This window comes from Sulfuritortus calidifontis (assembly GCF_003967275.1).
GTDB lineage: Bacteria > Pseudomonadota > Gammaproteobacteria > Burkholderiales > Thiobacillaceae > Sulfuritortus > Sulfuritortus calidifontis.
This window is the reverse complement of sequence record NZ_AP018721.1, coordinates 870843-895161: the sequence shown is the minus strand read 5'-3', so window position 1 is coordinate 895161 and position 24319 is coordinate 870843. Positions and strand designations below refer to the sequence as shown.

Annotated in this window: 24 protein-coding genes; 7 read left to right on the top strand and 17 right to left on the bottom strand. The window is 66.9% G+C overall.

The features are described 5' to 3' along the window. The first annotated feature begins 28 nt into the window (after positions 1–28). Positions 29–1480: a glycogen synthase GlgA gene (gene glgA, locus EL388_RS04780; protein ID WP_126460402.1), complete on the top strand. Its 1452-nt coding sequence runs from the start codon at positions 29–31 to the stop codon at positions 1478–1480. Positions 1481–1516: 36 nt separating this feature from the next. Here glgA and glgP read toward each other — a convergent pair whose 3' ends face one another. Beyond that, a complete protein-coding gene (gene glgP / locus EL388_RS04775; protein WP_338057667.1) occupies positions 1517–4072 on the bottom strand; it encodes an alpha-glucan family phosphorylase in 2556 nt (851 codons plus the stop codon). A 93-nt stretch (positions 4073–4165) separates the two neighbouring features. Beyond that, positions 4166–4714, bottom strand: coding sequence for an oligoribonuclease (orn, locus tag EL388_RS04770; protein WP_126460399.1), 549 nt, complete (start codon positions 4712–4714; stop codon positions 4166–4168). A 71-nt stretch (positions 4715–4785) separates the two neighbouring features. On the opposite strand from orn, the gene EL388_RS04765 reads away from it, so the two are divergent. The 5 genes from EL388_RS04765 (at position 4786) to EL388_RS04745 (ending at position 8318) form a co-directional block, all read left to right on the top strand. Further along, the gene (locus EL388_RS04765) at positions 4786–6045 is read left to right on the top strand and encodes a M48 family metallopeptidase (RefSeq protein WP_126460396.1); all 1260 of its coding nucleotides are present in this window, start codon (positions 4786–4788) and stop codon (positions 6043–6045) included. A 22-nt stretch (positions 6046–6067) separates the two neighbouring features. Next, positions 6068–6382, top strand: coding sequence for a c-type cytochrome (locus EL388_RS04760; RefSeq protein ID WP_126460393.1), 315 nt, complete (start codon positions 6068–6070; stop codon positions 6380–6382). Positions 6383–6405: 23 nt separating this feature from the next. Further along, on the top strand, positions 6406–6747 hold the full coding sequence (locus tag EL388_RS04755; RefSeq protein ID WP_126460390.1) for a 4a-hydroxytetrahydrobiopterin dehydratase: 342 nt from the start codon (positions 6406–6408) through the stop codon (positions 6745–6747). Between the two features lie 166 nt (positions 6748–6913). Beyond that, positions 6914–7792: a ribosome small subunit-dependent GTPase A gene (rsgA, locus tag EL388_RS04750; protein WP_126460387.1), complete on the top strand. Its 879-nt coding sequence runs from the start codon at positions 6914–6916 to the stop codon at positions 7790–7792. A gap of 28 nt (positions 7793–7820) precedes the next feature. Beyond that, a complete protein-coding gene (locus EL388_RS04745; RefSeq protein ID WP_126460384.1) occupies positions 7821–8318 on the top strand; it encodes a DsrE family protein in 498 nt (165 codons plus the stop codon). 160 nt (positions 8319–8478) lie between these two features. On the opposite strand, the gene EL388_RS04740 is transcribed toward EL388_RS04745, so the two are convergent. The 4 genes from EL388_RS04740 to EL388_RS04725 form a co-directional block, all read right to left on the bottom strand. Further along, positions 8479–8916, bottom strand: a complete 438-nt coding sequence (locus tag EL388_RS04740; protein WP_126460381.1) for a CBS domain-containing protein — start codon at positions 8914–8916, stop codon at positions 8479–8481. A 15-nt stretch (positions 8917–8931) separates the two neighbouring features. Next, positions 8932–9492 carry a DJ-1 family glyoxalase III gene (locus EL388_RS04735; RefSeq protein ID WP_126460378.1) on the bottom strand — a complete coding sequence of 187 codons (561 nt, stop codon included), beginning with the start codon at positions 9490–9492 and terminating at the stop codon, positions 8932–8934. Then, a complete protein-coding gene (locus EL388_RS04730; protein WP_232019209.1) occupies positions 9489–10658 on the bottom strand; it encodes a protoporphyrinogen/coproporphyrinogen oxidase in 1170 nt (389 codons plus the stop codon). Before EL388_RS04730 ends, EL388_RS04735 begins: the two co-directional genes overlap by 4 nt. 80 nt (positions 10659–10738) lie before the next feature. Continuing rightward, positions 10739–11155, bottom strand: coding sequence for an RNA-binding S4 domain-containing protein (locus EL388_RS04725; RefSeq protein WP_232019186.1), 417 nt, complete (start codon positions 11153–11155; stop codon positions 10739–10741). Between the two features lie 296 nt (positions 11156–11451). Between EL388_RS04725 and EL388_RS04720 the strand changes: the two genes are divergently transcribed. Next, positions 11452–11988, top strand: coding sequence for a hypothetical protein (locus EL388_RS04720; RefSeq protein WP_126460372.1), 537 nt, complete (start codon positions 11452–11454; stop codon positions 11986–11988). A gap of 19 nt (positions 11989–12007) precedes the next feature. On the opposite strand, the gene EL388_RS04715 is transcribed toward EL388_RS04720, so the two are convergent. From EL388_RS04715 to EL388_RS04665, 11 genes are read right to left on the bottom strand one after another with little or no spacing between them, the layout of a single operon-like run. Continuing rightward, on the bottom strand, positions 12008–14185 hold the full coding sequence (locus EL388_RS04715) for a malate synthase G (protein WP_126460369.1): 2178 nt from the start codon (positions 14183–14185) through the stop codon (positions 12008–12010). A gap of 9 nt (positions 14186–14194) precedes the next feature. Continuing rightward, positions 14195–15343 (bottom strand): glycerate kinase, encoded by a 1149-nt coding sequence (locus tag EL388_RS04710; protein ID WP_126460365.1) that lies wholly within the window; start codon positions 15341–15343, stop codon positions 14195–14197. Positions 15344–15350: 7 nt separating this feature from the next. Continuing rightward, positions 15351–15779, bottom strand: a complete 429-nt coding sequence (locus tag EL388_RS04705) for a universal stress protein (RefSeq protein ID WP_126460362.1) — start codon at positions 15777–15779, stop codon at positions 15351–15353. A 22-nt stretch (positions 15780–15801) separates the two neighbouring features. Continuing rightward, positions 15802–16521, bottom strand: a complete 720-nt coding sequence (locus EL388_RS04700; protein ID WP_126460359.1) for a TerC family protein — start codon at positions 16519–16521, stop codon at positions 15802–15804. 27 nt (positions 16522–16548) lie between these two features. Continuing rightward, positions 16549–17496: a D-2-hydroxyacid dehydrogenase gene (locus EL388_RS04695; protein WP_126460357.1), complete on the bottom strand. Its 948-nt coding sequence runs from the start codon at positions 17494–17496 to the stop codon at positions 16549–16551. Continuing rightward, the gene (locus EL388_RS04690) at positions 17496–18377 is read right to left on the bottom strand and encodes a 2-hydroxy-3-oxopropionate reductase (protein WP_126460354.1); all 882 of its coding nucleotides are present in this window, start codon (positions 18375–18377) and stop codon (positions 17496–17498) included. Before EL388_RS04690 ends, EL388_RS04695 begins: the two co-directional genes overlap by 1 nt. A gap of 20 nt (positions 18378–18397) precedes the next feature. Then, positions 18398–19357, bottom strand: a complete 960-nt coding sequence (locus EL388_RS04685; protein ID WP_232019185.1) for an AEC family transporter — start codon at positions 19355–19357, stop codon at positions 18398–18400. Beyond that, positions 19354–20652, bottom strand: a complete 1299-nt coding sequence (locus EL388_RS04680) for an amidase (RefSeq protein ID WP_126460351.1) — start codon at positions 20650–20652, stop codon at positions 19354–19356. The genes EL388_RS04685 and EL388_RS04680 overlap by 4 nt, the downstream gene beginning before the upstream one ends. 18 nt (positions 20653–20670) lie before the next feature. Beyond that, positions 20671–21645: a 2-hydroxyacid dehydrogenase gene (locus EL388_RS04675; protein WP_126460347.1), complete on the bottom strand. Its 975-nt coding sequence runs from the start codon at positions 21643–21645 to the stop codon at positions 20671–20673. Between the two features lie 3 nt (positions 21646–21648). Beyond that, entirely contained in the window at positions 21649–23655 is a 2007-nt protein-coding gene (locus EL388_RS04670) for a TRAP transporter large permease (RefSeq protein WP_126460344.1), read from the bottom strand. Beyond that, a complete protein-coding gene (locus tag EL388_RS04665) occupies positions 23652–24272 on the bottom strand; it encodes a TRAP transporter small permease subunit (protein WP_126460341.1) in 621 nt (206 codons plus the stop codon). Before EL388_RS04665 ends, EL388_RS04670 begins: the two co-directional genes overlap by 4 nt. Positions 24273–24319: the final 47 nt, after the last annotated feature.

Genomic DNA, 24319 nt, shown 5'->3' with positions numbered 1-24319 from the left:
CGGAAAATCACTGAAAGCACCGTCCGCCATGAAGGTCCTGTTCGCCACCTCCGAGGCCCGCCCCCTGGTCAAGACCGGCGGGCTGGCCGACGTCAGCGGCGCTTTGCCACCAGCGCTGCGCGGCGACAAGATCGATTGTCGCCTGCTGCTGCCGGGCTATCCCGGCGTGCTGCATGGCGTGCAGGGCGCCCGTCAGTGCCTGGTCTTCGAGCGGCTGCCGATCTTCGGCCCGACCCGATTGCTCTTGGCCAAGATGCCGGACTCGGACACCCCGGTCTACGTCATCGACGCGCCGCATTACTATGGGCGCGAAGGCGGGCCCTATCAGGATACCGACGGTCGAGACCATGCCGACAACGCCCTGCGCTTCGGCCTGTTGTCCTGGCTGGCGGCCTACCTCGCCAGCGGCACCAGCCCGCTCGACTGGCGACCCGACGTGCTGCACTGCAACGACTGGCAGACCGGCCTGGCACCCGCTTGGCTGCGTTTCATGGGCGGCGGTGCCAAGAGCCTGATGACCATCCACAACCTGGCCTACCAGGGCATCTTCCCGCCCGAGACCGTGGGCCAGCTCGGCCTGCCGGCCGAGCATTTCCACATCGCCGGCCTGGAGTATTACGGCAATCTGTCCTTCCTCAAGGCCGGCCTGTTCTACGCCGATCGACTGAGCACGGTCAGCCCGTCCTATGCCGAGGAGATTCAGCACGAGCCGCTGGGCATGGGGCTGCAGGGTTTGTTGGCCGGTCGGCGCGAGGTGCTGTCCGGCATCGTCAACGGCATCGACACCGCCTTCTGGAACCCGGCGGCCGACCTGCACATCGGTTGCAGCTATTCGGCCCGCAACCCGGCGGCGAAGAAAAACTGCAAACAGGCCTTGCAGGAGGATTTGAACCTGGCGGTCGAGGCCCAGGCGCCCGTGTTCGGCATGATCTCCCGCCTGACCCACCAGAAGGGCCTCGACCTGGTGCTGGAGATGGCCGACTGGCTGGTCGGCCAGGGTGGGCAGATGGTTTTCCTCGGCAGCGGCGATGCCGCGCTGGAAGCCAGCCTGCACGAACTGGCGGCGCGGCATCCGGGCCGGGTTGCCAGCGTCATCGGCTACGACGAAGGCCTGGCCCACCGCATCGAGGCCGGCGCCGACTGCTTCCTGATGCCTTCGCGTTTCGAGCCCTGCGGCCTCAACCAGATGTACAGCCAGCGCTATGGCACCCCCCCCATCGTGCATGCCACCGGCGGCCTCAGGGACACCGTGGTCGATGCCACGCCGGAGGCGCTGGCCCGGGGCGCGGCAACCGGCTTCGTCTTCGCCGAGGCCACGGCTGCGGCCTTGCAGGCCGCGGTGGCGAGGGCGCTCGCGCTCTACCGCGATGCCGCCGCCTGGAAGCGGCTGCAGGTCGCCGGCATGAAGCGGGATTTCAGCTGGGAGAAAAGCGCGGCGGAATACGCCGAGCTGTATCGGGGAATGGTGGGAAAGGACTGAGTGCTGAGGGCTAAGGGCTCAGCCCTCAGTCCGGAATCACACCCAGACCATCAAGCCCGTCTCGAACGGATGGGTCAGCAACTCGTGGTAGGGATAGGCGCGGATGCGATAGACCAGTTTGCCGCACAGCTCCGGCGTCAAATCCAGACCGAACTGACACTCGTGGCCATGACACTCGGTGGCCCGCAGCTGGAACACCTTACGATCGTTCTCCTTGCCATTGCGCGAGGCGCGACCGACCAGCAGTTCCACCCGCACGTCCTCCGGCTTGAGGCCGTTCAGGTTCATCGCCACCTGGATATGCATGGCCTCGCCGAAGGGGATGCGCTTGACCGGCGCATCGATGCGGCGGATGCCGACCCCGCCCCAGGCCTGGCGCACCCGCGCCTTCCAGTCCGCCAGGATGCGGGCGGCGGCATAGTCGTTCTCGGCGAAACGGCGCGCCTGGCGGCTGGCCGGGATGTAGAACTTGTTCACGTACTCCATGACCATGCGGGTGGAGTTGAACTGCGGCAACAGGGTGGCGATCGAGCGCTTGGCCATGCGCACCCACTCGGGCGAGAAACCCAGCTCGTTGCGCCGGTAATACATGGGGATCACCTGATCCTGAAGCAGTTCATACAGGTCGCGGCTGTCTTCCTTGTTGCGCCGGACATCGTCGTAGTACTCGGGTGCCGGCTTGATCGCCCAGCCGTTGCTGCCGTCGTAGCCCTCGTCCCACCAGCCGTCGGTGACCGAGAGGTTGAGCACGCCGTTCATGCCCGCCTTCATGCCCGAGGTGCCCGAGGCCTCCAGCGGATAAATCGGGTTGTTCAGCCAAACGTCGACGCCGGCCACCAGGCGGCGGGAGAAGCCGAGGTCGTAGCCTTCCACCATCAGCAGCTTGCCCTCGAACTCGGGCAGGCGCGAGATCTCATGGATGCGCCGGATCAGTTCCTGGCCGGGCCGGTCGGCCGGGTGGGCCTTGCCGGCGAAGACGAAGAGGACGGGACGGTTGGCATCGCCGGTAATAGCACGCAGCCAGTCCATGTTCTCGAACAGCAAAGTGGCCCGTTTGTAGGTGGCGAAGCGGCGCGCGAAGCCGATGACCAGGACATTGGGGTCGAGCGGGTTGGCATGCTTGAGCATGCGGTCCAGGTGGGCCATGGAACCGTGGTTGCGCAGGTGCTGCTGGGTGACTCTGGAGCGCAGGGCATGCAGCATCTGCGCCTTGAGGCCCTGGTGTACCGCCCAGAATTCATGGTCGGGAATGGTCTCGACCTTGACGAAGAATTCGGGGTCGCAGTAACGCCGACGCCATTCGTAGCCCAGCTTGGTGTCGAACAGGTCCTGCCACTCCTGGGCCAGAAAGCTGGCGACGTGGACACCGTTGGTGATGTAGTCCATGGGCGACTCGTCCGGTGTCACCTGGGGCCAGATGTCGCCGCAGATGCGCGAGGAGACGTCGCCGTGGATGCGCGACACGCCGTTGTGGTGGCGCGAGCCATGCAGGGCCAGCTTGGTCATGTTGAAGTCGTTGCCGTGGCCGGCGCCACCCAGGCCCAGGAACTCCTCGCGGCTGATGTTCAGTTCGTTGCAGCAGGCGGCGAAGTAGCTCCAGATCATGTCCTCGGCGAAATGGTCGTGTCCCGCCGGCACCGGGGTGTGGGTGGTGAACACGGTGCTCGCCGCCACCGCCTCGAGGGCGGCGCGGAACGGCAGGCCGTCGCTCACCAGGGCGCGCGTGCGCTCCAGCACCAGGAAGGCGGCGTGGCCTTCGTTGATGTGATAGGTGGTGGGCTTGATGCCGAGCGCCTCCAGGGCGCGGATGCCGCCGACGCCGAGCACGATCTCCTGCTGGATCCGGGTCTGCTTGTCGCCGCCGTAGAGCTGATGGGTGATGTAGCGGTCTTCCGGACTGTTCTCCGGCAGATCGGTGTCGAGCAGATACAGCTTGTTCAGGCCGACCTTGGCCTGCCAGACCTTGACCGCCACCAGACGCCCCGGCATCTCGACGTGGACATGGATCTCGCTGCCGTCGGCGCGCTGCGCCGGATCGATCGGCAGATCCTCGAAATCGGAATCGGTATAGGTGGCGACCTGGTTGCCGTCGTTGTCGATGCGCTGGGAGAAATAGCCCTGGCGGTAGAGCAAGCCGACCGCGACGAAGGGCAACCGCATGTCGGCCGCCGCCTTGCAGTGGTCGCCGGCCAGGATGCCGAGGCCGCCGGAATAGATGGGAAAGCTCTCGTGGAAGCCGAATTCGGCGCAGAAGTAGGCGACCAGGTCGCCCGGCTTGAGCCCGATCGGCATCTGCAGCCGCAACGGCTCGCCATGATAGGTGTCGTAGGCCGAGAGCACCCGCTTGTAGCTGCCGAGGAAGATGTGGTCCTCGGCCGCCTCGTTCAGTCGGTCCTCGTCCACCCGCTTGAGGAAGGCCTTGGGGTTGTGGCCGACCGCATCCCAAAGGCCGGGGTGCAGGCGGGCGAACAGGGTGCGGCTCGGCCGGTCCCAGCTGTACCAAAGATTGTCGGCCAGTTCGCGCAGACGGGCCAAGCGCTCCGGAATCCGCGGATTGACCTCGACGGTGTAGTCAGTGCCCGGTTTCAACATCTCGGCATCCTTTCTCGATGATCCCCATCCGGATCATGCAGCAAGATTCAAGCCAGTCCCGACCCTGGGCGGCGGGCACATCATCCGCGACGCTTATGACTCGCGGATGAAATGCTCCCGGTAATAGCGCAGCTCCGCGATCGACTCCCGGATGTCGGCCAGGGCGGTGTGATTGTTCGCCTTGGTGAAGCCTTCCATCAGGCCGGGCCGCCAGCGCCGGGCCAGCTCCTTCAGGGTCGAGACATCCAGGTTGCGATAGTGGAAATAGGCCTCCAACTGGGGCATGTAACGCGCCAGAAAGCGGCGGTCCTGGCAGATCGAGTTGCCGCACATGGGGCTGGTTCGGTTCGGCACGTGTTTTTGCATGAAGGCCAGCATCCGGGCCTCGGCCTCGGCCTCGGTGAGGGTGGAGGCCTTGACCTTGTCGATCAGGCCGGACTTGCCGTGGGTGCCCTTGTTCCAGGCGTCCATCGCGTCGAGCACCGCATCGGGCTGGTGCACCACCAGGACCGGCGCCTCTTCCACCACCTCGAGCTGGGCATCGGTGACAATCAGGGCGATCTCCAGGATGCGTTCCTTGTCCGGGTCCAGGCCGCTCATTTCCATGTCGACCCAGACCAGATGCGTTGCGTTTTGTGCCATAAAACCACCTAAAAATCGGGAAAAATCATTGTGGCATAATCGGCGCCACTACGTCATCCCGGCCCGATTCCATGCCCTTTTTCAGCAAGCTGTTCCTTGCCGCCGTCATCGTCACTTTCGGTCTACGCATCTGGCTCGCCCTGCGCCAGATGCGCCATGTCTGGCAGCACCGGGATCAGCCGCCCGAGGCCTTCGCCGCCGAGATCACCCTGACCGAACACCGGAAGGCCGCCGATTACACTCTGGCCAAGATGCGCACCGCGCTGGTGCAGCTTGCCATCGAAATGGGCGTGCTGCTCGCGCTCACCCTGGGCGGCGGCCTGCAGCGGCTGCACGATGCGCTGGCCGGCCGGCTCGACGGCCCCCTGCTGCTGGGCACCGGCTTCCTGCTCGCGCTCATGGCCCTGCTCTCGGCCAGCGAGCTGCCGGTCGCGCTCTATCGCCAATTCCGCGTCGAGGCCCGCTTCGGCTTCAACCGCCAGACCCTGGCCGGCTTTTTCGGCGACCTGATCAAGCAAAGCCTGCTCGGCCTCATGCTGGGCGGGCCGCTGATCCTGGCCGTGCTCTGGCTGATGGCCGCCATGGGCGAGCTGTGGTGGCTCTATGTCTGGCTGACCTGGATGGGTTTCAATCTCCTGATGCTGGCGATCTACCCCACGGTCATCGCCCCGCTGTTCAACAAGTTCACCCCGCTCGACGACGCCAGCCTGCGTAGCCGGATCGAAGGCCTGCTCAAGCGCTGCGGTTTCGCCGCCCAGGGCGTCTTCGTCATGGACGGCTCGCGCCGCAGCAGCCACGGCAACGCCTATTTCACGGGGCTGGGCGCCGCCAGGCGCATCGTCTTCTTCGACACCCTGCTCAAACAACTGGCGCCGGACGAGATCGAGGCCGTGCTCGCCCACGAGCTCGGCCACTACCGACTCAAGCATGTGGCCAAGCGCATCGCCCTGCTTGCGGCCTTCAGCCTCGGCCTGCTCTTCGTGCTGGCCCAGCTCAAGGCCGCGCCCTGGTTCTACCAGGACCTGGGCATGGCGGTGCAAAGCGATGCCGCCGCCCTGGCCCTGTTCCTGCTGGTCTCGCCGGTGTTCCTGTTCCCGCTCACGCCCGTGATGAGCCTGTATTCGCGCAAGCATGAGTTCGAGGCCGACGCCTACGCCGCCCGCCAGGCCGACGCCCGCCAGTTGGTCGCGGCCCTGGTCAAGCTCTATCGCGACAACGCCACCACGCTGACACCCGACCCGATCTACTCGCTGTTCTACGACAGCCACCCCAAGGCGACGGAGCGCATCGGCCGACTGCATGCTAATAATGAGATTCCGGCGCAAGCCTGAAACCCCGGAGGAGGCAATCACCATGAATACGAAAAGGTTTCTGTTCGCGACGCTGATCGCCGGCCTGGCCCTGCCGGCCCTGGCCGACCCCTTTGCCGGCGCCGACCTCAAGGCCGGCAAGGCCCTGCACGACAAGCAATGCACGAGCTGCCACAGCGCCAAATTCGGCGGCGACGGCAGCAAGATCTACACCCGTGCCGACCGACGAATGAAGAGCGCCCAGCAACTGGCCCAGCAGATCACCACCTGCAACGCCAACCTCGGCAACAAGCTGTTCCCCGAGGATGAAAACAACATCGGCGGCCATCTCAACCGGCAGTTCTACAAGTTCAAGTAAGCCGACCTCGACGGGAGAGCATCATGAGCGAAGTTTTTTGCGACCTGGCCAAAGGCAAGTGCAAGCCCTGCGAAGGCGGCGTGCCACCCTTGAGCCAGGCCGAGATCGACCGCCTGCTGCCGAAACTGAAGGACTGGCAGGTGGCCGACGGCAAGCTGCGGCGCGACTTCAAGTTCGCCGACCACTACGTCACCATGACCTTCGTCAACGCCATCGCCTGGGTCTCGCACCAGCAGGGGCACCACCCGGACCTTGCGGTCGGCTACAACACCTGCCGGGTGGAATACCTCACCCATGCGATCAAGGGCTTGTCGGAGTCGGATTTCATCTGTGCTGCCAAGATCGATGCCTTGTTCGAGTTGTGACTAAAGACCGAAACGCCCTCCCCTCACCCCTGCCCTCTCCCAGAGGGAGAGGGGGTATTCTCCCCTCTCCCTCTGGGAGAGGGCGACGCGAAGCGGCGGGTGAAGGCGAACGGACCCAGCCCGCTCGTTCCATCTGCGCAAGTCAGATGCCTTTGCTCGTTTCTCTGTGCTGAATAGCGGCCGGGTCGTCGCCACTTTCGGCAAGCATTGCCTGGTCCAGGCCGATAGCGGCCTGATCGATTGTGTCAGCCGTGGCCGCAAGACCGACATCGCCTGCGGCGACGCGGTCGAATTCAAACCCACCGGCCCCGGCCAGGGCGTGATCGAGCACGTCGCGCCGCGGCGCAACCTGCTCTACCGTTCCGACCCGTTCAAGACCAAATACTTCGCCGCCAACCTCGACCAAGTGCTGGTGGTCACCGCGGCCGAACCGGGGCTGAACGAGAATCTGCTCAACCGCTGCCTGGTCGCCGCCCAGGCCGCCGGCATCCCGGCCGCCATCGTGCTGAACAAGGCCGACCTTGCCCAGACCGCAGCCTTGCACGATCACCTGAAAAGCTATGAGGCCATCGGCTACCCACTGCTGTTGGTCTCGGCCAAGACCGACGTCGCGCCCCTGCTACCGCGGCTCGCCGGCAAGACCTCGGTGCTGATCGGCCCCTCCGGCGTCGGCAAGAGCACCCTGGTCAACGCCCTGGTGCCCGAGGCCGATGTCCGCACCGCCGAGATCTCGCGCGCGCTCAACACCGGCCGCCACACCACCACCCACACCCGCCTGTATGCCCTGCCCGGCGGCGGCGCCCTGATCGATTCGCCCGGCATGCAGGAATTCGGCCTGCATCACCTCGGCCTCGACGATCTGCAGGCCGCCTTCCCCGAATTCAAGCCGTTCATCGGCCACTGCCGCTTCTACAACTGCCGCCACCTGAAGGAACCGGATTGCGCGATCGCCGCCGCCGCGGCGAGCGGTGGCATCCTGGCCGAGCGGCTGCGGGCCTACCAGATCCTGGTCGAGGAAATTTCCGCACGGCCTGCTACAAAGTAAGCATCCCGATCATGGCGAGGAGGTCGCCATGAAAACCCTGCTTGCCGTGATGTTGCTGACCCTGCTGCCGCTTTCCGTCCGTGCCGAGGCGCCGGTGGTCAACACCCCTTACACCGCGCCGAAGGTGGTCTACGACATCTTCCTCGACCACCCGGCCAAGCTGGGCGCCGCGCTCTACTGGATTCGCTCGCTGATCCTGCCGCTGTCCGACCCGCCTTACGAATACAAGCCGGAGACGATCAAGGTCGTGCTGCACGGCACCGAGCTGGTCGCCGTGGCGAAGAAGAACGAGGCCAAGTACCAGGAAGAGGTCGCGCGCATGCGCTACTACGCCGAACTGGGCATCGAGTTCAAGGTCTGTGCCCTCGCCCTGCAGGATTACGGCTATCGGCCGGCCGACATGCAGGACTTCGTCCAGGTCGTGCCTTCGGCGATGGTGGAACTGGTCCACTGGCAGAACCAGGGTTACGCCCTGCTGACGCCGCAGGTGCTGGAGAAGCGATTTTCGCTGGAAGAGATACGGTAAGGCGGCCGAGCGGTAACTTACTCGGGCCAGTGCTTGATATAGCGTTTCAGCAGTTCGTTTTGGTTCCGGCCGTCACTACGCGACTTAACGCCCGCTGCGCGGGCATTAGCCTATGCCGGAATGAGTTGCCCTTAGAAGCTCGAAAGCGCTACCAAGCCTATCACTCAGGCCAGTGCTTGATATAGCGTTTCAGCAACTCATTCTCATAATGCGCGTATTTGAGGGAGGCTTTGGCGATGTCGTGCAGGGAGATGACGCCGATCAGTTTCTCGCCGTCCATCACCACCAGGTGACTGATGCGATTCTTGGTCATCACGTCGCGGGCGTAGTCGACCGAGTCTTCGGGGGCGCAGACGAAGGGCTCCTTGTCCATGATCTCGCTCACCTTGATCTCGGCCAGGGAGCAGCCCTTGGCGGCCATGCCGCGCATGACGTCGCGCTCGGTGATGTAGCCCATCATCACTGCCTTATCCAGCACCACCAGCGAGCCGATGTTGTGCTGGACCATGCGTTTCACCACATCGGCGATCGTCTCGTCCGGCTTGGCGCTGTAGATCTCGGTGCTGCCTTTGACAGCGAGAATTTCGCGAATCAGCATGTTTGTCTCCTACTGTTATTTCCGTCCTGGACGCACCAGACCGGCCTCGACTTGCTCGCGCTTGGCCTCGCCGACCAGGAGGGCGATCAGCTCCAGGGCAAAATCCATCGCCGTGCCGGGGCCGCGCGAGGTGACCACCCGGTCATCGACCACCACCGCATCTTCGAGATAACGGGTGCCCGGCAGGCTCAGTTTATCCAGAAATCCCGGATAGCTGGTGGCCTTTTTGCCGGCCAGCAGGCCGGCCTCGGCCAGGGCGATCGGCGCGGCGCAGATGGCGGCGGTGTATTTGCCGGCCGCGGCCATCTTCTTCAGCAGGGCCTGGATGCGCGCGTCGTTCTTCAGGTTTTCCGCCCCTGGCATGCCACCCGGCAGGACGATCATGTCGAAGGCCTGATCGAGCACCTGATCGAGACTGGCATCGGGCTGCACCCGCATGCCGCGCGCGCCCTGGACCAGGCCAGGGACCAGGCCCGCCGTGATCACCTCGATGCCGGCCCGACGCAGGAGATCGACGATGGTGGTCGCCTCCAGATCCTCGAAGCCGGGCGCCAGTGGAACCAGTACCTTGCTCATGCTGCGCTCCCGCATAACCGCTCAAACTCGGCCTTGGACCGCTCGGCGCAATCGCCGATGGAGACGCCGTAGAAATAGTTGCCGACCAAGGCGAGCTGCTCGCCGGCAAGCAAGTGGTCAACCTCAGACACCCAGGCCAGATGCCCGGCCTGCAACGCCGGCAGGCGGCTGGTCCGCTCCGCCGTCTGAACCAGATGACCGAGCGGCAGGTCCAGCCAGGTGGCAATGCACGCCAGCTTTTCCTCCCGGCTCAAGCGGCCGGGGCGGAAATGGAAGGTGAAACCGCGGAAACGCTCGTCGGGCACGACATCGCGCGAGACGACCGAATAGAAATCCTGGTCGACGCCGATCACCCCGGCCAGCTCGGGCAGGGCCAAGCGCTCCTTGCGCACGACCACGGCCAGGCTCTCCACCTCGGCCGGATGAATCTGTTCCAGATGGTGGGTCAGGTCGGGGAATTCGCCATCGAGCAGTCGTGCCGCCTCCCAGGCCGGCACGGCCAGGGCCAGGCGCCGGCAGGTCCACTGCCGCGTACCGGCATGCAGGCGGAAGCCCTCACCCGTGCGCTCGATGCGCTCGACCGCAACGCCGGTCTCGATCTTTTGTCCCGCCCCCTCGGCCAGCATCTCGGCCAGGCCACGCAGGCCGCCCTTGAGGGTATAGCTGCGCGGCAGGTCCTTGCGCCGGGACTTCTTGCGGAACAAGAGGTCGGCCGGAAAATTGTCGGCCGGCTGGGCCAACACGGCGGCGAAAGCATGGCGCAACAGGCTGTCGTAGCTGCGCTGCCCCATGACCTGGGCGTAGTACTCGCGCAGGTTCAATCCAACCTTGGGCGTGAACAGCAGTCTCGGCAGGGCAGGAATCAGGCTGGGCCAATGCAGATGGGCAAACACCGATTTCAAGCGGCCGTCCCACACCCGCCAGGGCAGCTTCTGCCTGGGCTGCAGGCGCCCCAGCTCGTTGCCGCTGAGCAGCTCCAAGAGCGCGCCATAGGAATTGTAGGCCGTGTGCGCCGCCAGCTCGGTCCAGTAGCCCTCGGCCGGACCGTTATAACGGTGGCTGGCCAGGCAGCCGCCAAGTCGCTTGTCCGCTTCCAGAAGCAAGGTGCGCCAGCCCTGAATGGCGCCGCGGCGGGCGAAGGTCAGGCCGGAGACCCCGCCGCCCACTACGATCAAGTCATATTCGAACATCCGATAACGGTACCCCGGCCAAGCCCACTTGGCAACGGATCAATACCTGCAGGAAATCAGCCCTCGGTGAAGCGATGGATCTGGCGCCGGTCGCGCTTGGTCGGCCGGCCCTTGATCGCCAGACCCGGGTCGGCCGTGGCCTTGCGCTCGGCCACCTGCTGCTGGCGCCGGGCATGGCTGGCCTCGTCTTCGGTATACAGGGTCTTGGCCACAGCGGCCGGGCCGCGTTTATCGGACAACCCGGTCACCGTGATATCCCACGCATAAGCGCCGATATGGATCAGCAGGCGGTCGCCCGGCTTCAGCTCCTTGCCCGGCTTGGTCCGCTCGCCGTTGAGCTTGACCTTGCCGCCCTCCACCGCCTGGGCCGCCAGTCTGCGGGTCTTAGAGCCTGTCTCATAAAATCCTGTGGGCGCGATGGCGGCGATTTTGACGCAGGCCGCGAAGCGCAACGCGCGGTTTGGTTGTTCCAAACAAGCGGTGCGCGACAAAGGCCCGTGGCAAAATCGCCCCATCCCGAAGGGTTGCCGCCAGAAACGGCGTCTGCCGCGTTGCGGCGCTTGGCAATGGAACGACCATTGCCCGCGCACCACGCCTTGCATCCATCCGTTTCTGACGGCAACGCGCTCCACAGGATTTTATGAGACAGGCTCTTAAAGAAGCGGGCGGCCCAGAGCCACTTGTCGATGCGGATGCGTGCTATATCGATAGGCATGCCGAATGCTAACCCATAGTCAAACTGGCTTTGAAGACAAACGGAGAGAACGACATGAGGTGGATTCTGCTGCTGGGTATTTTCATGCTGGCGACGGCCTGCGATACGCCGCGCAGCTGGGGGCCGGACAGCCCCTATTTCGCCTACCCAGCCGGCAGCCAAATGGTTTTGCGCCGGCCGCTGGAGATTCCCGCCGACTGGGCCACGCTGCGCCTGCAACACGGCCACACCGTGGCCTTCGGTGCGGTGCAGGAACAGGAGCCGCATTGCATTCTGGAAATCGACACCGTACGCCCGGTGCCGCAGCGGATCGAACCGGACCGCTTCGCCATCATCGGCGTCCGGCGCGGCATCAGCGACCTGGCCGCCAGCTCCGGCTTCTTCATCCGCGCCGCCCATGCCGACAGCGACCTGCCCGCGCAACTGTTCTACAAGACCGAATTCCGCCTGCGCTCGGAACGACAGCCCGGGGTGCGCCGGCTGCTGTGCCAGCACGACCAGCTCGCCGCCGGCGCCGGCCTGCCCCGCCACCTCACCCTGGCCGAGATCCGTTCGGCCTTAGGCGACCTCATCGCCATCGAACTGCCTTAGAGCCTATTTCGGTAGGCCCTCAGTCCCCGCGCAACGCCGCCTTGAACTCGCGCCGCCGCCGATGCAGGGTCGGCTCGGTGTAGCCGTTGGGCACGCGCCGGCCGTGAAAGATCATGTCCTGCGCGGCCTGGAAGGCGAGGCTGATGTAATGCGGCGCCAGGTTGATGTAGTTGCGCTCGCCGGCGTTCTGCCGGTCCACCAGCCTGGCCATGCGGCGCAGGCTCTCCATCACCTGGGTCTCGCTCACCACGCCGTGGTGCAGCCAGTTGGCGATGTGCTGGCTGGAGATGCGCAGGGTGGCACGGTCCTCCATCAGGCCGACGTTGTGGATGTCCGGCACCTTGGAGGCACCGATGCCCTGGTCGATCCAGCGCACGACGTAGCCGAGCAGGCCCTGGATGTTGTTGTCGAGTTCTTCCTGGATCTGTTCGGGCGTCCAGGGCGGCGGCGCCACCACGGGGATGGCGAGCAGGTCGTCCAGGGTCGCCCGGCGCCGGCCGCGCAGGGCCTGCTGGCGCGCGAAGACATCGACCCGGTGATAGTGGAGGGCGTGCAGGGTGGCGGCGGTGGGCGACGGCACCCAGGCGCAGTTGGCGCCGGCCTCGGGGTGGGCCTGCTTGCTCGCCAGCATGGCCGCCATGCGGTCGGGCATGGTCCACATGCCCTTGCCGATCTGGGCCCGGCCCGACAGGCCGCAGGCCAGGCCGATGTCGACGTTCCAGTCCTCGTAGGCGGCAAGCCAACGTGCCGTTTTCATCTCCTCCTTGCGCAGCACGGGGCCGGCCTCCATCGAGGTGTGGATCTCGTCGCCGGTGCGGTCGAGAAAGCCGGTGTTGATGAAGATCAGGCGCTCGCGCGCGGCGCGGATGCAGGCCTTGAGGTTGAGCGTGGTGCGCCGCTCCTCGTCCATCACCCCGAGCTTCAGGGTGTTGCGCGGCAGCGCCAGCACGTCCTCGATGCGGGAGAACAGCTCGACGCTGAAGGCCACCTCGTCTGGCCCGTGCTGCTTGGGCTTGACGATGTAGACGCTGCCGGCCCGGCTGTTGCGCAAGCCGCCCACCCCCTTGAGATCGTGCACGGCGCAATAGCTGGTGACGAAGCCGTCGAGCAGGCCCTCGAACACCTCGTTGCCCTGGGCGTCGAGCACGGCATCGGTGGTCATCAGGTGGCCGACGTTGCGCACCAGCATCAGGCTGCGGCCGGGCAGCTCGAAATAGCGGCCCTCGGGCGAGAGATAGCGCCGGTCGGGGTTGAGGCTGCGGCTGTGGCTCCGGCCGCCCTTCTCGAAGCTGGCGCTCAGATCGCCCTTCATCAGGCCGAGCCAGTTGCGATAGACCAGCACCTTGTCCTCGGCATCGACCGCGGCGACCGAATCCTCGCAGTCCATGATGGTCGAGATCGCCGCCTCCAGATGGATGTCGCGGATACCGGTGGGATGCAGCTGGTGAATGGGATGGTCGGTATCGAAGCGGATCTCCAGGTGCAGGCCGTGATGGCGCAGGAGCAGGGCCGTGAGGCGCCCCTCCTGCTCCTGGTAGCCGCGAAACTGGGCCGGCTCGCGCAGGCCGGTGCGCCGCCCGCTCGACAGCGTCACCGCAAGCTGACCGTCCTTCACCGCATAGGCCACGGCATCGAGATAGCTGCCCTCGGTGAGCGGCACCGCCTCGTCGAGCAGGGCCTTGGCGTAGGCGATGACCTTGGCGCCGCGCACCGGGTTGAAGGCGCCCTTCTTCTCGGCACCGTCTTCGTCCGATATCGCATCGGTGCCGTAGAGGGCGTCGAACAGACTGCCCCAGCGGGCATTGGCCGCGTTCAGCGCATAGCGCGCGTTGTTCACCGGCACCACCAACTGCGGGCCGGCGATGCCCGCGATCTCGGCATCGACCTGATCGGTGGCGATCTCGAAATCCTCCACCTCGGGCAGCAGATAGCCGATGTCGTAGAGATACTGCTTGTAGGCCGCGGCATCGTGCGGCCGGCCCTTGCGCTCCAGGTGCCAGGCGTCGATGCGCGCCTGCAGCTCATCGCGCCGGGCCAGCAGGGCGCGGTTTTTCGGGGTCAGCTCGCGCACGATTTCGGCAAACCCGGCCCAGGCGCGCTCCGCGCTGATGCCGGTGCCGGGCGCGATCTCGTCGCGCACCAGATCGTGGAGCGGTTTGGCGATTTTCAGGCCGGCGATTTCGATCCGTTCGGTCATGCGCATCCCCTACGTGCGAGACAATTTTCCGCAGGCGGCCAGCACGCGCGCCAGCTGCTCGGCGCGGTCGGCCAGCAGGCCGTGCGCCCCGGCGAGCGCGGCTTCGAGCGGCATCGGCCCATCGGGCAGGGCGAAGCAGCCGTCGAAATGGGGCGCCAGTTCGGCCAGCGCCGCGCGCTCGAATGCTCCGGACAGCAACGATACCGGCACCCCGGCGGCGCGGGCATGGCGCGCCACCACCAGGGGCACCTTGCCCAGCAGGGTCTGGGCATCGGAGCGGCCCTCGCCGGTGATCGCCCAGTCGGCGCCTTGCAGGGCGGCATCGAGCCCGGCCAGTTCGGCCACCACCTCGGCCCCGGCCCGGTGGCTCGCCCCGAGCAATTGCAGGGCATAGCCCAGGCCGCCGGCGGAACCGGCACCAGGGCGTTCCGAGATGGCGGCACCGGCCCAGGCATCGCCCAGTTCGGCCCAGTGACGCAGCCGGGCATCGACCAGGCCGATCGCGTCGGGCGCCACGCCCTTCTGCGGCCCGAACACGGCCGTGGCGCCGAGCGGGCCGCACAAGGGGTTCTGCACATCGGTCATCAGGGTGAGGCGACACTGTTTCAGGCGCGGATCGAGCCCGGAGAAATCCACGCGCGCCAAATCGGCCAAGCCGGCCGGAGTCGGCGCGACGGTGTGGCCATGGGCATCGAGCAGGCGCACACCGAGCGCGGCCAGCAGGCCGCTGCCGCCATCGTTGGTGCTGCTGCCGCCCAGGCCGATCAGGAAGCGGGTGTGGCCGGCCTCCAGGCAATGGCGCAGAAGCTGGCCCAGGCCGACCGTGCTGCGGCTGGCCACCGGCTCGGCACCGGCCATGGGCAGGCCGACCACGGCGGCCGCCTCCAGCACCGCCGTCGGGCCGTCGGCGCCGTGCACCAGGCCGTAGGGCACCTCGATCGGGCGGCCGTCGGCCCCCTGGACCCGGGCCGTCAGCCGGCGGCCGGCGCTGGCGGCGAGCACGGCATCGAGCGTGCCTTCCCCGCCATCGGCCATGGGCCGGGCCAGGATGCGGGCATCAGGCCAGACCCGCTTAAAGCCGCTGGCCATCGCCTCGGCCACGGCCGGCGCCGACAGGCAGCCTTTGAAGGCATCCGGGGCGAGCACCAGGGTCGGCATGACGCCGCTACTTCACCAGGGTCACCGGCACGTCGACCAGGTGCGCCACCTTGGTGGTGACCGAGCCCAGGAGCAGGCCGGTCAGCGAGCCCAGGCCGCGCGCGCCCATGATGATCTGGTTGCAGCCCTTTTCCTTGGCGTAGGCGGCGATGGTCTCCGCCACCGGCCCGACGCCGATGTGGAAGACATAGGCCACGCCCGCGGCATCCAGCGCCGCGCGCGCGGCGGCCAGGGCCTTGATGCCCTCGTCGTGGTAATAGGCCTTGATCTGCTCCTCGCTCACGAACATCTTCACGTCGCCCGAGATGATCGGCAGCTGCACGTTGAGCAGGTGGATCTCGGGCGGCTCGGCCGCGCCCCTGGCCAGATCGATGGCCGCCTGCACCGCGCGCAGCGAATTGTCGGAACCGTCGACCGGCAACAGGATCTTTTTCATGTCTCGCTCTCCCTAAACGGAATCAATGGGCCTGTTGGTCGTCGGCCGCCAGGTCGACCACCTTGGCCGGCGGCCTGGCGGCGAACAGCTTGCCGATGGCCACCACCAGGATGGCGCCGAGGATGGGCACCAGGCTGTGCAGCATGGGTGCGTGGACCTCGATCCAGGGCACCACCTTGGCGTCGCCCACCAGCATCTCGCCGCCGATATAGCCGAGCATGGCCGCGCCCAGGGTGACGATGAGCGGGAAGCGGGCGATCAGCTTGAGGATCATGGTGCTGCCGTAGATGATCAGCGGGATGCTCAGCAGCAGGCCGATGATCAAGAGGACGATATCGCCGTCGGCGGCGCCGGCCACCGCCAGCACGTTGTCCACGCTCATCACCAGATCGGCCAGCACGATGGTCTTGATCGCGCCCCACATATTGCCCTGGCCTTCGATGCCATCGCCGTGGCCCTCCTCCGGCAGCAGCAGCTTCACCGCGATCCACAGCAGCAGGAGGCCGCCGACCAGCTTGAGGAAAGGCAAGGTCAGCAGGTAGACGGCGAAGGCGGTCAGGGTGACCCTGAGGCCGATCGCCGCGGCGCCGCCGAAGATGATGGCCCGGCGCTGCTGGTGCAGCGGCAGGCTGCGGCAGGCCAGGGCGATGACCAGGGCGTTGTCGCCGGAGAGCAAGATGTCCGCGACCACGATCTGGGCCAGCCCGGTCCAGGTCGCAGGATCGTTCAACCATTCCATCATTTGATGACGACTCCTTGAATTCCGATTTCAGACGACATTGCGCGGCGCCCCGGCGACGAAGGCCTCGATATTGTCCACCAATTGATCTGCCAGCGCCTGCATCGCCTCGCGGCCGGACCAGGCGACATGCGGGGTGAGGATGAAGTTGGGCAGGTCCAGCTCCAGCAGGGGATTGCCCGCGCGCGGCGGCTCGACCGCGAGCACGTCGAAGCCGGCGCCGGCGATGCGCCGGCTGCGCAGGGCCTCGATCAGCGCCGCCTCGTCGACCAGGTTGCCGCGCGCGGTGTTGATCAGGATGGCCGAGGGCTTCATCAGGCCGAACTCGCGCGCGCCGATCAGGTGCCGGGTCTCGGCGCTGAGCGGGACGTGCAGCGAGATCACGTCGGCCGCGCGCAGCACCGCATCGAACTCGGTGTAGCCCTCGCGCAGCGCCGGCGCCCCCTTGTGCTCGGCCACCAGCACCCGCATGCCGAAGGCCTCGGCCAGCTTCTCCATGGCCTGGCCGAGCGAGCCATAGCCGATCAGGCCCAGGGTGCTGCCGTAGAGATCGTGGATCGGGCGGGTGAACAGGCAGAACTGCTCGGCCTGCTGCCAGAGCCCGGCCTGCAGGTCCGCGCGCCAGCCCAGGAGATTGCGGCGCAGGGCCAGGATCAGCATGAAGGCGTGCTCGGGCACGGTGTGCACGGCATAGCCGCGAATGTTGCTGACCACGATGCCGTGCGCCCGGCAATAGGCCAGGTCGATGATGTCGGTGCCGGTCGCCGCCACGGCGATCATCTTGACCGTTGGTGCCTGGGCCAAAATCTCGCCCGGCAGCTTCACCTTGTTGCTGACCACGATGTCGGCCCCCCGGATGCGCTCGAGCACCTGCTCCGGTGCGGTCTGCGGGTAATCGACCCAGTCGTGCTCGAAGCTCGGCGCGCGCAGATCGGCGATGAGGCTCTGGCGGTCGAGAAAGACGATGCGGCGTTTCATCAGCGCTCCATGCCCGAGGCGCGTTCGAGGATCTTCATCACCGCCGCCGAATCCTGCTCGGCCTCGCCCAAACCCATGAGGGCATTGAGGTGCTGCATGACCAGGGCCGCGCCGGGCAGCGCCAGGCCCAGTTCCTTCGCCGTCTGCAGCACGATGTTCATGTCCTTCTGGTGCAGCCGGGTCTTGAAGCCGGGCTTGTACTCGTTGTCGAGCATGCGCTTGCCGTGCACCTCCAGGATGCGGCTGCCGGCGAAGCCGCCCATCAGGGCGTCGCGTACCCGGGCCGGATCGACCCCGTTCTTGCGCGCGAACAGCAGGGCCTCGGCCACGCCCTCGATGGTCACCGCCACCACGATCTGGTTGCAGGCCTTGGCCACCTGACCGGCGCCGTTGTCGCCGACCAGCACGATGTTCTTGCCCATGGCCTCGAACACCGGTTTGACCCGCTCGAACACCGCCGGCTTGCCGCCGACCATGATCGACAGGGTGGCGTTGATGGCGCCGATGTCGCCGCCGGAGACCGGCGCATCGAGCATCTCCACGCCCTGGGCGGCAAGCCTCTGCGCCATGGCCCGGGTCGCTGTGGGCGAGATGGTGCTCATGTCGACCACCACCGAGCCGGCCTTGGCACCCTGGGCCACGCCGCCCTCGCCGAAGATCACCTGCTCGACGTCCGGCGTGTCCGAGACCATGACGATGCTGATCTCGGCCTGGCTGGCGGCCTCGGCCGGCGACTTACAGGCGATGCAGCCGGCGGCGACCGGCTCGGCCATGGATTCCGGCCGGCGGCCGTGGACGTAGACCTTGTGCCCGGCCTTGTGCAGGTTGATGGCCATGGGCTTGCCCATGATGCCCATACCGATGAATGCCACGTTCGCCATGTTCGATCTCCTCTTAGCCACTAATTAGCAAATAACCAGACCCAGCCCGGCAGCAACAGGGCGAAGAGCAGGGTGCTCCAGCCCAGAAGCAGGGCCACGGTCTCGGTATCCAGGTGAAACCGGTCGGCCAGCAGCACCGAGGTGGTCATCACCGGCATGCCCGCCTCGATGATGGCGGCCCGGTGCTGCGCGCTCAACTCCCCGCCCTGCCCGCCCGCTGCGATCAGGCCCCAGACGATCAGGGGCATGAGCAGGAGCTTCACCGCCACCACCGAGAGCACCGCCCGCCCCGGCCGCAGCCGGCCCCAGGGCAGGGCCAGGCCGAGCACGAACAAGAGCACCGGGATGGCGGCCTGGCCGACCATGCGCGCGGCATCGGCCAGCGGCGTAAGGTCGAGGCCGGACAGATTGAGCGCCACGCCGAGGACGAAGGCCCAGAGCGGCGGCAGCCGCAGCAGGATGCGGCTGACCGGATGCACCGGAGCGCTCACGTCGGAGGCGCCCAGGCGGGTGGCGATCCAGACCCCCAGGGTCCAGACGATGGGGGTGAAGGCCAGCACGTCGGCGAACACCGCGTAGCGCTCGCCCGCGTGGCCGTAGAGAAAGCCCAGCACCGGATAGCCGATCAGGAGCACGTTGCCGAACATGCCGCAGAGCATGAGCGAGGCGCGGCTGCGGTTGGGCAGATTTTTTCCCAGCGGCGAGCGGTAGAGCACGAGATAAAGCAAGAGGCCGGTGGCCAGGGTGCCGAGCAGGAGATAGAACGGCACCGTCAGCAGCGCGGCATCGATCCGGGCGGTGGCCGCGGCGGCGAAGATCAGCGCCGGCAGGAAGAGATAGACCGCCAGGGTGCTCAGATAATTGCGCAGCACCGGGGCCGGGATCTCCGGATGCACCCGCTGCCACAGGCCGCCGGCGCCGATCAGGATGACCAGCGGCAGCCAGACGCGATAGAGCAGTTCGGCCAGGCCGTCGATCATGCCGGCTGCCCGGAAAAACCGATGCGCTCCGCGCACCAGGTGGCGCTGGCAAGCAGGGCGGCATCCTCGTTCAGGCCGCCGACCAGCTGCAGACCGAGCGGCAGGCCGCGCGGACCCAGGCCGACCGGAAAGGTCAGCGCCGGCACGCCGGTCAGGCTCCAGATCGTGCAGAAGGCCGGGCTGCCGGTGTGCGTCAGGGTGGCGGGCGCCTCGCCGGCAGCCGGCGGGGTGACGATGGCATCGGCCTCGCCCAGCCATTCGGCCAGAGCCAGGCGCAAATCCAGACGCCGGGCCAGGGCGGCGCGGTAGTCCGCCGTTTCGATCGCCAGGCCCTCGGCGATAATCTGCCTGAGCGGCAGGCTCATCTGCTGCGCGTGTTCCACATACAGGGGCACCATCTGCTTGGCCGCCTCGAAGGCCATGATGGTGCGGTGCACGGCATGGGCGTCATCGAAGACGGCGGGCAGTTCCTGCTCGACCACCTCGGCCCCCGCCGCGCGCAGGGCGGCCAGATTGGCCTCGAACATCTGCCGCTGTGCCGGCTCGGCCTCGGGCCAGGCCGGTGAACGCACGGCACGCAGGCGCGGCGGCCGGGCCGGCGGCACCACCTCGGCCAGGGCATCAGCCTCGCTCAGCACCGCGCCAAGCAGGCCGGCATCCGTCACCTCGCGCACGAACAGGCCGACCTGGTCGAGCGTGCCGCTAAAGCGCAGGATGCCGCGCGTCGGCACGTTGCCGGCGCTCGGCTTGAAGCCGACCACGCCGCAATAGGCGGCCGGCCGGATGACCGAGCCGTTGGTCTGGCTGCCCAGCGCCGCCGGCACCATGCCGGCCGCCACCGCCGCGGCCGAGCCGCTGGAGGAGCCGCCGGGGGTATGCGCGAGGTGCCAGGGGTTGCGGGTCTTGCCCGGGGTGTAATAGGCCAGTTCCGCCGTCACCGTCTTGCCCAGCACGAAGCCGCCGGCCGCCTCGATGCGCGCCACCACCTCGGCCGAGGTCTCGGGCACGAAGCCATCGAAGATGGGCGAGCCCATGCCGGTGGGAATGCCGGCGGTGTGCATGATGTCCTTGATGCCGACGGGAATGCCGTGCAAGAGGCCCTTGGCCGGCACGGCATCGGCGGCGCGCGCCTTGGCCCGCGCGGCTTCGGGATCGCACCAGGCCCAGGCGCCGATCTCGGCCTCCCGCTCGGCGAGGCGGGCCAGGCAGGCCTCGGTCAGCGCCGCGCTGGATAAATCGCCCTGGTGCAGACCGGCGACGAGGGCGCGCAAACTGGAATCGGTCGCCAGCGTCATGACCAGGCCTGCGGCGGTTCAGCCCCGGACTTCCGGGTTGAGCAGATTGGGCGGGGCCTCGCCGCGCAGGGCGGCGACCAGGTTGCGCGCGGCAAGCCAGGCCATGTTGCGCCGGGTCGCCTCCGACGAGCTGGCGATGTGCGGCGTCAGCACCACGTTGTCGAACTTGAGCAGCTCGGCATCGAGTCTGGGCTCGCCCTCGTAGACGTCGAGCCCGGCGGCGCCGATCCGGCCGCTCCTCAGGGCCGCGACCAGGGCCGCATCGTCCACCACGCCGCCGCGCGAGGCATGGATGAAGACCACGCCCGGCTTCATCCTGGCGAACTCGGCGGCGCCGACCAGATGATGGGTCTGCGGCGAATACGGCGTGTGCACCGTCAGGATGTCGGCCTGCGCCAGCAGCTCGTCCAGGCTGACATAACGGGCATTGAGCGCCCGCTCCTGCGCTTCAGGCAACCGGCTGCGATTGTGATAGAGCACCGGCATGTCGAAACCCAGGGCCCGGCGCGCCACCTTCTGGCCGATGCGGCCCATGCCCAGGATGCCGAGCGTCGCATGGTGCACATCGGTGCCGAGAAACTGCTTGAGCTTCCAGCCGGTCCACTGGCCGGCGCGCAGATAGCGCTCGGCCTCGGTCACGCGCCGGGCCGCGGCCAGGATCAGGGCCCAGGTAAAGTCGGCGGTGGAGTCGTCGAGCACGCCCGGCGTGTTGGTCGCCATCACACCGTGCGCGGTGCAGGCGGCCAGGTCGAAGTTGTTGTAGCCGACCGCGATGTTGCACACCGCCTTGAGGTCGGGACACCGATCGAGCAGGGCGCCGTCGATGCGGTCGACGATGCTGGTGAGCGCGCCGGCCTTGCCGGCCAGGCGCTGCGCCAACGCATCGGCGCTGAACGGCGCGTCGCCCTGGTTGGCCTCGACCTCGAAGTGCTCGCCGAGAAAGCCGAGCACGTCGTCGAACACCTCGCGGGTGACCAGAATCTTCGGCTTCATGGCTTAGCGATACAACACGGTCGGCAGCCACATGCCGATCTGCGGCCAGATATAGAGCAGGGCCATGGCAATGATCTGGATGCCCATGAACGGCATCATGCCGGCGAAGATCTGGTTCAGCGTCACGTGCGGCGGCGACACTCCCTTCAGGTAGAAGGCGGCCATGGCCACCGGCGGCGAGAGGAAGGCCGTCTGCAGATTGAGCGCGACCAGGAGACCGAAGAACAGCGGGTCGATGTTGAAGTGCGCCAGCAGCGGGATGAAGATCGGCATGAAGATGACGATGATCTCGGTCCACTCCAGCGGCCAGCCCAGGATGAAGATGATGACCTGGGACAAGAGCAGGAACTGCACCGGCGTCAGATCCAGCGACAGCACCCACTTCTCCACCAGTTCCTGGCCGCCGAGCAGGGCGAAGGCGGCCGAGAAGATGGAGGAACCGACGAACAGCCAGCAGACCATGGCCGAGGTCTTGGCGGTGAGAAAGACCGACTCCTTGAGCACGCCGAAGTTGAGCTGCTTGTACAGCGCGGCCAGGATGAAGCCGCCCAGGGCCCCCACCGCCGCCGCCTCGGTCGGCGTGGCCAGGCCGAACACGATGGAGCCGAGCACCGCCAGGATCAGGATGGACAGCGGAAAGAAGGAGCTCAGCAGCATCTTGAAGATTTCCAGCCGGGCGAAGTTGAGCAGGCCATAGAACACCGCCAGGGCCAGGGTGCCGGCGGCCAGCACGACCCAGTACCAGGTGGGCGCGTTCAGCGCGGCCTCGACCGGCGTGGCCGGAGCCTCGGCAGCGGCTGGCGCGGCCTCGGGCGGGGCCGGTTCGGCCAGGGCCTGTGGCGGTTCCTGCACGCCCAGTTCCGTGGCTGGCTCCTGCACCCCTTCGGCTACCGGCGGCTCCTGGATGCCTTCCGCCATTGGCGGTTCCTGAACGCCCTCGGCCTCGGGCGGTTCCTGGATGCCCTCGGCCTGGGGCCCGGCGCCCCCGGCCGCCTGCGGCTCGGCCGGCGCGGCCGCCTCCATGCCCATCTCGACCAGGCCGGCGGTATCCACGACTTCCGGGGCCGCCGTGACCTCGCGATAGATCAGGCCCATGGCGCCGAACCAGGTCACCGCCGGCAGCAACACGATGACCAGGTGCCGGGCGATCAGCCCGGTCGTGATGCCCTGGTTGCGCTTGCCCCTGAAGGCGCCGAGCAGGGCGGGCAGGGCCTTGTTGCTGACCGTCTCGGACAGGGTCCTGGCCCAGTCGGCCAGTGGCACCACCCGCTCCTCCATGGGCAGCGGCGGCGCCATGTGCGGCTTCAGCTTGGCCAGGATGATGACGTAGCCGATGTAGAGCGCGGCCAGCATCAGGCCGGGGAAGAAGGCGCCGGCGTAGAGCTGGACCACCGAGACGCCGGCAGTGGCACCGTAGACGATGAGCAGCACCGAGGGCGGGATCAGGATGCCCAGGCAACCGCCGGCGGTGATGCAGCCGGCGGTCATGCGCACGTCGTAGCCGTGGCGCAGCATGGTCGGCAGCGCCAGCAGCCCCATCAGGGTGACCACGGCGCCGACGATGCCGGTGGCGGTGGCGAACACCGCGCAGGTGATCAGGGTGGCCACCGCCAGCGAGCCCGGGATGCGGGCCATGGCCAGGTGGATGCTGGTGAACAGCTGCTTGATCAGGTTGGCCCGCTCGACCAGATAGCCCATGAACACGAACAGGGGGATGGCGATCAGCACGTCGTTGGTCATCACGCCATAGGCGCGCTGGACCATGAGGTCCAGGGTCTGGGTGACGGCGATGTCCGGGTTGACGCTGTCATAGGCATACCAGGTGAACAGCACGCCCATGCCCATCAGGGTAAAGGCGGTGGGAAAGCCGAGCATGATCGCGACCACGATCAGGGCCAGCATCAACAGCCCCATATGACCGTTGGTCATCTCGCCCCAGGGCATGAAAACGACGATGCCGGCCAGGATGATGGCCATCAGGGCGAAGCCGAAGCGAAGTTCTTTTTTCATCGCTTCGTCTCCTGCTTCAGCACATATTCATCCAGCTGGGCGATGTCCTCGTCCTTCACGTCGACCATGTGCTTGAGCTTGTCGACGTCGACCTCCTCCACGTCGCCCAGACGGGCCGGCCACTTGCCGTCGCGCAGGCAGACCAGGCAGCGGGCGATCTCGACCAGGCCCTGCAAGAGCAGGAAGAAACCGGCCAGGGGGATGAAGTACTTGAACGGCCAGAGTGGCATGGGCTCCGGACTGAAGGTCTGCTCGCGGATGGCGAAGGAATCGCCGGCATAGGTCCAGCCGGCATAGGTCAGGGCGAAGATGCCCGGCAGGAAGAAGATGACGTAGAGCGCGAGGTCGATCGTGGCCTGGGTGCGCGGCTGGAAAAAGCCGTAGAGCACGTCGCCGCGGACGTGGCCGCCGCTGGCCAGGGTATAGGCGCCGGCCATCATGAACAGGATGCCGTAGAGCATGATCTGGCCGTCCTGCACCCAGGCATGAGGGGTATTCAACACATAGCGGGAGAAGACCTCCCAGGAAATCAGCAGGGTCAGCACGACGATGGACCAGCCGAAGAAATGGCCGGCGAAGGTGCTCACCTTGTCGATCAGCAACATCAGCTTCTTCATGACGATCTCTCGAGCGGGTAAAGACACCCATCCGGCCAGGCCGGATG

What these genes read in the sequence shown, in the direction of transcription:
- EL388_RS04695 (WP_126460357.1), bottom strand. Translation starts at nt 17,496, where the DNA reads ATGAAACGCCGCATCGTCTTTCTCGACCGCCAGAGCCTCATCGCCGAT.
- glgP (WP_338057667.1), bottom strand. Translation starts at nt 4,072, where the DNA reads ATGTTGAAACCGGGCACTGACTACACCGTCGAGGTCAATCCGCGGATT.
- EL388_RS04765 (WP_126460396.1), top strand. Translation starts at nt 4,786, where the DNA reads ATGCCCTTTTTCAGCAAGCTGTTCCTTGCCGCCGTCATCGTCACTTTC.
- EL388_RS04710 (WP_126460365.1), bottom strand. Translation starts at nt 15,343, where the DNA reads ATGCCGACCCTGGTGCTCGCCCCGGATGCCTTCAAAGGCTGCCTGTCG.
- EL388_RS04760 (WP_126460393.1), top strand. Translation starts at nt 6,068, where the DNA reads ATGAATACGAAAAGGTTTCTGTTCGCGACGCTGATCGCCGGCCTGGCC.
- orn (WP_126460399.1), bottom strand. Translation starts at nt 4,714, where the DNA reads ATGGCACAAAACGCAACGCATCTGGTCTGGGTCGACATGGAAATGAGC.
- EL388_RS04740 (WP_126460381.1), bottom strand. Translation starts at nt 8,916, where the DNA reads ATGCTGATTCGCGAAATTCTCGCTGTCAAAGGCAGCACCGAGATCTAC.
- EL388_RS04680 (WP_126460351.1), bottom strand. Translation starts at nt 20,652, where the DNA reads ATGACGCTGGCGACCGATTCCAGTTTGCGCGCCCTCGTCGCCGGTCTG.
- EL388_RS04685 (WP_232019185.1), bottom strand. Translation starts at nt 19,357, where the DNA reads ATGATCGACGGCCTGGCCGAACTGCTCTATCGCGTCTGGCTGCCGCTG.
- EL388_RS04715 (WP_126460369.1), bottom strand. Translation starts at nt 14,185, where the DNA reads ATGACCGAACGGATCGAAATCGCCGGCCTGAAAATCGCCAAACCGCTC.
- EL388_RS04700 (WP_126460359.1), bottom strand. Translation starts at nt 16,521, where the DNA reads ATGATGGAATGGTTGAACGATCCTGCGACCTGGACCGGGCTGGCCCAG.
- EL388_RS04735 (WP_126460378.1), bottom strand. Translation starts at nt 9,492, where the DNA reads ATGAGCAAGGTACTGGTTCCACTGGCGCCCGGCTTCGAGGATCTGGAG.
- EL388_RS04720 (WP_126460372.1), top strand. Translation starts at nt 11,452, where the DNA reads ATGAGGTGGATTCTGCTGCTGGGTATTTTCATGCTGGCGACGGCCTGC.
- EL388_RS04755 (WP_126460390.1), top strand. Translation starts at nt 6,406, where the DNA reads ATGAGCGAAGTTTTTTGCGACCTGGCCAAAGGCAAGTGCAAGCCCTGC.
- EL388_RS04745 (WP_126460384.1), top strand. Translation starts at nt 7,821, where the DNA reads ATGAAAACCCTGCTTGCCGTGATGTTGCTGACCCTGCTGCCGCTTTCC.
- EL388_RS04705 (WP_126460362.1), bottom strand. Translation starts at nt 15,779, where the DNA reads ATGAAAAAGATCCTGTTGCCGGTCGACGGTTCCGACAATTCGCTGCGC.
- glgA (WP_126460402.1), top strand. Translation starts at nt 29, where the DNA reads ATGAAGGTCCTGTTCGCCACCTCCGAGGCCCGCCCCCTGGTCAAGACC.
- EL388_RS04675 (WP_126460347.1), bottom strand. Translation starts at nt 21,645, where the DNA reads ATGAAGCCGAAGATTCTGGTCACCCGCGAGGTGTTCGACGACGTGCTC.
- EL388_RS04690 (WP_126460354.1), bottom strand. Translation starts at nt 18,377, where the DNA reads ATGGCGAACGTGGCATTCATCGGTATGGGCATCATGGGCAAGCCCATG.
- EL388_RS04670 (WP_126460344.1), bottom strand. Translation starts at nt 23,655, where the DNA reads ATGAAAAAAGAACTTCGCTTCGGCTTCGCCCTGATGGCCATCATCCTG.
- EL388_RS04665 (WP_126460341.1), bottom strand. Translation starts at nt 24,272, where the DNA reads ATGAAGAAGCTGATGTTGCTGATCGACAAGGTGAGCACCTTCGCCGGC.